At 63.7% G+C, this 5,465-nt stretch carries 4 protein-coding genes; 1 reads left to right on the top strand and 3 read right to left on the bottom strand.

Annotated elements, in window-relative coordinates:
* Positions 1 to 607: hypothetical protein (locus tag RMO81_RS03605; protein ID WP_310474375.1), on the bottom strand; the 607-nt coding region annotated here is incomplete at its 3' end.
* 104 nt (positions 608 to 711) lie between these two features.
* Positions 712 to 2,850 carry a methylmalonyl-CoA mutase gene (scpA, locus tag RMO81_RS03610; protein WP_310474376.1) on the bottom strand — a complete coding sequence of 713 codons (2,139 nt, stop codon included), beginning with the start codon at positions 2,848 to 2,850 and terminating at the stop codon, positions 712 to 714.
* Positions 2,851 to 2,971: 121 nt separating this feature from the next.
* Here scpA and RMO81_RS03615 point away from each other — a divergent pair, with 121 nt between their 5' ends.
* Positions 2,972 to 3,160, top strand: a complete 189-nt coding sequence (locus RMO81_RS03615) for a hypothetical protein (protein ID WP_310474377.1) — start codon at positions 2,972 to 2,974, stop codon at positions 3,158 to 3,160.
* Between the two features lies 1 nt (position 3,161).
* On the opposite strand, the gene RMO81_RS03620 is transcribed toward RMO81_RS03615, so the two are convergent.
* The coding region (locus tag RMO81_RS03620) for a [protein-PII] uridylyltransferase (RefSeq protein ID WP_310474378.1) at positions 3,162 to 5,465 on the bottom strand (2,304 nt) is incomplete at its 5' end.

Below are 5,465 nucleotides of genomic sequence, written 5' to 3' on the forward strand. Positions count from 1 at the left end.
GCAACGGCTGATCGCCGTCGTGAATATCCAGGATGGCAAAGCGGTTCTTCATGTCCTCGCCGCAATGCGCCAGCATCGCCTGCTGCAGCCTGATGCTGTCGGCCCGGCTGAGGCGGACGCCTTCCGGGATAACCAGCATCGTCGGTTCAATTTCGCCTTTCAGCGCCGCGATGCCGGCCAACAGCCCCGATGCTTCGTCACCAAGGGCAATCATGTCATCATGGCTGCCCACCGACACGATCCAGCAGGCGCCGCCGCCGTTATCGAAGAACATGCGCATCGCCTGCCACAACAGATACTGCTGTTCGGATGGTTCCACCCGCACGACCCGATATTCACCGGTATCGAGCATGACTGGCTGCTGGCGGCGGCTGTCGCCCGGCCCGACCAGCGTGAAGCGCGGCACCGCAGGGCCGCCAAACGCGGTTTCAAACTCGGTCATGGATGTAAGCTTGAACGGGATATTGTTCAGCGCCTTGCCCTTGAACGCGGCCCGTTCGGTATAGCCAACAAAGGCCGGCACAGCCGTTTCCACGCCAACAACCGCGGGCGGGAACGCATTGTTCTCGACAATATAAACGCCGGGGGTCTTGATCTGGTCTGCCATGTCTCGCTCCCGTTTGGACGCAGGCTCAGATTGCGCTTGCGGTTCATCGATTACGTTGGCGGCAACGCAATTGTCGCTGCACGGCAGGTTGGGCAGCGGGCGCGCTACTCCGCCTCGTCACCCAATGGCGGCAGATTGTGGCCGAGCAGTCGCAGCAGTTCCGCGGCAGCTTCGACGATGTTGGTGCCGGGCCCAAAGATCGCGACGGTGCCCACCGATTTCAGGAATTCATAATCCTGCGCCGGGATCACACCGCCGGCAATCACCCTGATATCGGGCCGGCCCGCCGATTTCAGTTCGTTGATCAGCGCCGGCACCAAAGTCTTGTGGCCCGCCGCCAGTGACGACGCGGCAACCAGATCGACCTCCAGCTTCAGCGCCAGATCGCGGGCTTCTTCCGGCGTCTGGAACAGCGGGCCAACCGTGGCATCGAACCCCAGATCGGCCAACGCCGTGCCGACCACCTTGGCACCGCGATCATGCCCGTCCTGGCCCATCTTCACGATCAGCACGCGCGGTTTGCGGCCGGTGCGGCGCTCGAACGCCTCCACGCCTTCGGCGACGCGCACATAGGCCGGATCGGCCTTGTAGGCATCGGCATAAACGCCCTTCACCATCTTCACGATGGCGGCGTGGCGGCCGAACACATCTTCCAACGCGGCCGAAATTTCGCCCAACGTGCAGCGGGCACGGGCGCACTCGATGGCCAGCGCCAGCAGATTTTCCTTGCCGCGTGCGCCGTCGCGAAGAGCGTTCAGCGCGGCATCAGCGCGGGCCGGACCGCGCGCGGCTTTCACGGCTTCGATGCGGGTGATCTGGCTGGCACGCACCGCGACATTGTCCACATCCAGCACCGGCACTTCGTCCACGCTGGCCGGCTTGTATTTGTTGACGCCAACGATCACGGTTTCGCCCATGTCGATGCCGGCTTGTTTGGCGGCGGCGGCGGCCTCGATCTCCAGTTTCGGCATGCCGGTCTCAACCGCCTTGGTCATGCCGCCCTGGGCTTCGATCTGATCGATGATGGCCTGCGCGCCGTCCACCAATTGCTTGGTCAGCGCCTCCACATAATAACTGCCGCCAAGCGGATCGACGACACGGGTGATGCCGGCTTCTTCCTGCAGCACGATCTGGGTGTTGCGGGCGATGCGGGCGGAAAAATCAGTGGGCAGCGCAATGGCTTCATCCAGCGCGTTGGTGTGCAGGCTCTGCGTGCCACCCAGCGCGGCGGCCAGCGCCTCGATCGTGGTGCGGATGACGTTGTTGTAGGGGTCCTGCTCCTGCAAACTCACGCCGCTGGTCTGGCAATGGGTGCGCAGCATCAGGCTGCGCGGGTCGGTCGTGCCAAAATTGGCCATGATCCGCGCCCACAAGGTGCGGGCCGCGCGCAATTTCGCCACTTCCATGAAAAAATTCATGCCGATGCCGAAGAAGAAGCTCAGCCGGCCGGCAAATTCATCGACACCCAGGCCCTGGGCCTGCGCCGCGCGCACATATTCCATGCCGTCGGCCAGCGTGAAGGCCAGTTCCTGCAGCGCCGTCGCGCCGGCTTCGTGCATATGATAGCCGGAGATGGAAATGCTGTTGAATTTCGGCATGTTGCGCGCCGTGTGGCTGATGATGTCGGCCACGATCCGCATCGAAGGTTCGGGCGGGTAGATATAGGTGTTGCGGACCATGAACTCCTTCAGGATGTCGTTCTGGATGGTGCCATCCAGCTTGGCCTGCGGGACGCCGGATTCCTCGGCCGCAACGATGAAGAAGGCCAGGCAGGGGATCACCGCGCCGTTCATCGTCATCGAAACCGACATCTGATCGAGCGGGATGCCGTCGAACAGGATCTTCATGTCTTCCACGGTGTCGATGGCCACGCCGGCCTTGCCGACATCGCCCGACACGCGCGGATGGTCGCTGTCATACCCCCGGTGCGTCGCCAGATCGAAGGCGACCGAAAGCCCCTTCTGCCCGGCGGCGAGGTTGCGGCGATAAAAGGCGTTGGATTCCTCCGCCGTGGAAAAACCAGCATATTGGCGCACCGTCCATGGTCGCCCGGCATACATCGATGCCCGCACGCCGCGCGTGAACGGCGCGAAACCGGGCAGGCCCGGCTCCCAGCCTGCGGTGTCTTCTTGCGTGTATAGCGGCTTGACGGTGAAGCCCTCAGGGGTGTGCCAGTCCAGCGACTGCCCCTTCACTTCCTTGGCGGCCATTGCGGCCCATTGCTCTACCGTCGGCTTGGTCATGTGTCTCTCCGTGTCGCACCCGCTTAAGCGCGGCGCGGTGCGACTGGCAAGCTGGAGGAACTGCGATGTGGTCGCAGAGGTATTCAAGGAACCGGCGCGCTGCTCCGGCGTTTATCCTGCCATGGCCATTGAACCAACCAAACCCCAAATCATCTCAACCGTAAAAGCGCGCGGCGGCGTGACCGGCCACAAGGTGCGTTATGTGCTGGCCATCTCGCTGCTGCTGGCGGTGGCGGCGATGGTCTTTGTTTATCTCGGCGTGCCCGGCGGCCTGATGGATGGGGCGACCAGCGCGCCCGGAAAGAACTGAGTCACTCTGCCGCTTCCGCCCCCACCTCCACCAACGTCTCCACCTTGGGGCTGGCGGTGGCGGCAATCGCCAGCAGGCGCTTCTCGATGGCCTTCAACCGCACCGGATCATCGATCTTGGCGCCGGTCAGATCGGTCACATAGAAAGTGTCAGTGGCCTTTTCGCCATAGGTGGCAACGTGGGCGCTGTGGATGGTCAGCTTCTGCTGAAACAGCCCGTTGGTCAGCGCATAGAGCAAGGCCGGGCGATCGGAGGCGTTGACCTCGATCACCGTGTAACGGTTGCTGGCCTTGTTATCGATCAGCACGCGCGGTTCGACCCGGAACAATTCGGCCTTGCGGCGCGCCAGTGGCCGCGCGGCGAGTTTGTCGGCCAGGCGGATGCGGCCGGACAGCACATCTTCGATATTGCGTTTCAGGCGGGCCAATTGCCCAGCTTCCGCAAAGGGCTGGCCAAGCGGATCGAGCACCACGAAATTGTCGAGCGCCATGCCATCGCGGGTGGTGTGGATGCGGGCATCAAAAATGTTGCCGCCAGCCAGCGAAATGGCGCCAGCGATGCGGTAAAACAGGCCGGGGTGATCGGGGGCATGAATGGCAACCAATGTGGTGCCGCGCTCCAGATCGGGCGTGCAGGAAATCGCCAGTGCCCCATCCTCGGCACCGGCCACCAGGGCAGCATTGGCCGTGAGCACATCGGGTGCTTCGGCCACCCAATAACTGTCGGGGAAGCGCCGGGCATACGTGGCAAAACGCTTTTCCGGCCAGCCCAGCGCGGCCGCCAAGCCAGCCTGCTTGGCGGCGATGCGTGTGGCGCGGCCGGTCTGCTTGTGGCCCAGGCGCAGCACTTCCTCGGCGGTTTCATACAGCTCGCGCAGCAGCTGCGCCTTCCAGCCATTCCACACGCCCGGCCCCACGGCGCGAATATCGACCACCGTCAGGATCAGCAGCAGGCGCAGACGTTCCGGGCTGGCCACGGCTTCGGCGAAATCGAGGATGGTCTTGAAATCACTCAGGTCGCGTTTGAAAGCAGTGCGGCTCATCAGCAGGTGATGTTGCACCAGCCAGGCCACGGTTTCGGTCTCTTCCTTGGTAAGGCCCAGCCGTGGGCACAGGCGGCGGGCGATCTCGGCGCCCAACAGGCTGTGATCGCCGCCGCGCCCCTTGGCGATATCGTGCAGCAGCACCGCCACGTGCAGCACGCGCCGGTTGATGAGCTGGTGGATGATCGCGCTGGACAGGGCGTGCTCGGTCTTCAGATCGCCATTCTCGATCCGGGCGACCAGGCCGATGGCGCGGATCGTGTGCTCGTCCACCGTATAATGGTGGTACATATCGTACTGCATCTGCGCCACGACCCGGCCGAAATCCGGCACAAAGCGGCCAAAGACGCCGGCTTCGTTCATCCAGCGCAGCACGGTTTCGGGATCGCGCGGGGAGGTGAGCACGTCCAGAAACAGCGCATTGGCGGTCTTGTCACGGCGCACACGTTCATCAATCAGCGCCGCATCGCGGGCAGCGGCACGCATCGCCAGCGGGTGGATGGCCAGCCCCTGGCTGTCGGCCAGCGCAAACATCTCCAACAGCCGCACCGGATCGGCCTTGAAGAAATCATCATTGGGCACGCCGATCTGGCCGCGCCGCAGGGTGAAGCCCTTCAGCCGCGTCGGCCGGCGGGTGAGCGTGGGCAGCCAGGCCAGGCGCGCCGTCGATTCATCCACATGCGCCAGAAACAGCCCGGTGAGATCGCCCACCGATTTCGCCATCAGGAAATAATGGCGCATGAAACGCTCCACCGCGCTCATGCTGTCGCGGTTGGCATACGCCAAGCGGGCGGCCAGCTCGCGCTGCACATCGAACGTCAACCGTTCCTCGGCGCGGCCGGTGATATGGTGCAGCATGATGCGCACCGACCACAGAAAGCTTTCGGCGCGGCGGAACTGGCGCAGTTCATCCGCCGTGAGCAGGCCCTTGTCGACCAGTTCGGCAACACTGCCCACCTGGTGCAGATATTTGCCGATCCAGAACAGCGCGTGCAGATCCCTGAGGCCGCCCTTGCCTTCTTTCAGATTGGGTTCAACCACATATCGGCTGTCGCCCATGCGCTGATGACGGGCTTCACGCTCGGCCAGTTTTTCGGCCACAAAGGCGCGCGCCGTGCCGGCCACCACTTCCTTGCGAAAGCGGGCATCGGCTTCGTCGAACAGCGGCTGATCGCCCCACACAAAGCGGGCTTCCAGAAAGGCGGTGCGCACCGTCATGTCGGAACGGGCGATGCGGATCACATCATCCAGACTGCGGGTGGC

The sequence above is a fragment of the Sandarakinorhabdus sp. genome (assembly GCF_031422795.1).
Lineage (GTDB): Bacteria > Pseudomonadota > Alphaproteobacteria > Sphingomonadales > Sphingomonadaceae > Sandarakinorhabdus.